The organism is Cupriavidus sp. SK-4 (assembly GCF_000611125.1).
GTDB classification, from domain to species: domain Bacteria; phylum Pseudomonadota; class Gammaproteobacteria; order Burkholderiales; family Burkholderiaceae; genus Cupriavidus; species Cupriavidus necator.
Window position 1 is genome coordinate 1 of record NZ_JFJW01000206.1, and the last position, 1,076, is coordinate 1,076.

The following is a 1,076-nucleotide window of genomic DNA, read 5'->3' on the forward strand; positions in this document are numbered from 1 at the left end:
GCCGTCGTCGGTGCGCTGCACACCGTGTTCGAGCGTTTTAGCGAGCTCGGCTCTGCCCGCCGCGTCTGGCTGTGGTTCCGCGCCGAGAATCTGTCATTCCCGCTGCAGCTCAATCACACCGCGCAGATCCGCTGGGTCGCCCCGACCTATACCGCCATCTACAATGTCCTCACCAATCCGGTTTATGCTGGCGCCTACTGCTACGGCAAGACCCGGCAAGAGCGCTACGTCGATGAACATGGCGTGCTCAAGACCCGATTGCGCCGGCTGCCCCAGTCGCAATGGGCCGTGCTCATCCGGGACCACCACGAAGGATATCTCGATTGGATGACCTATGAAGCCAATCAAATGCGCCTGGGAGCCAATACCAAGCCCCGGCCTCATCAGGTCGGAGGCGCTGTGAGAGAAGGCGCCGCCTTGCTGCAAGGCCTGGCCTGCTGTGGTCACTGCGGTCGGCGACTCAAGACGCACTATCGCGGAACCAATCAGACGCCCGGGTACCATTGCTCCAACAAAGGAATCGAGAATGGCCGCGGCGTCTTCTGCCTCAATGTTGGGGGCCTGCAAATCGATGCCGCCGTTGCGCAGGCCTTTTTGCAAGCCGTGGAGCCGGCCGGCATCGCAGCAGCCGTGCGTGCGGCCGAACACCTCGAGGCCGATCACGACGCGGCGCTTGCACAGTGGCGACTGAACGTTGAACGAGCCCACTACGGGGCACAGCGCGCCGAACGGCGGTACCACGCCGTCGACCCCGAGAACCGCCTGGTGGCACGCGGTCTCGAAGCGCAGTGGGAGCAGCAGTTGCGTGAGCTCGAACAGGCTCAGGCAGAACTTGCTCGGCGTGAACAGCTTCGTCCATGCACGCTGAGCACTGAACAGCGCAAGAGTCTGCTTGCTATCGGTAAAGACCTCAAACAGTTGTGGGACGCACCGACCCTCACACTGCGCGACAGGAAGCAATTGCTTCGCACGCTGCTCGAGGAGGTGAGTATTACCGTCCATCGCGAAGAATTCCGGGCGCATCTGAAGCTGCGTTGGCGCGGCGGCAAGCTTACTGACTGCGAGGTCGCCTTGCC

At 62.5% G+C, this 1,076-nt stretch carries 1 protein-coding gene; it reads left to right on the forward strand.

Annotation, left to right across the window (positions count from 1 at the left end; translation table 11 throughout):
- Positions 1-1,076, forward strand: a 1,076-nt coding sequence (locus CF68_RS36850) for a recombinase family protein (RefSeq protein ID WP_200872633.1), incomplete at both ends; no start/stop codon positions are given.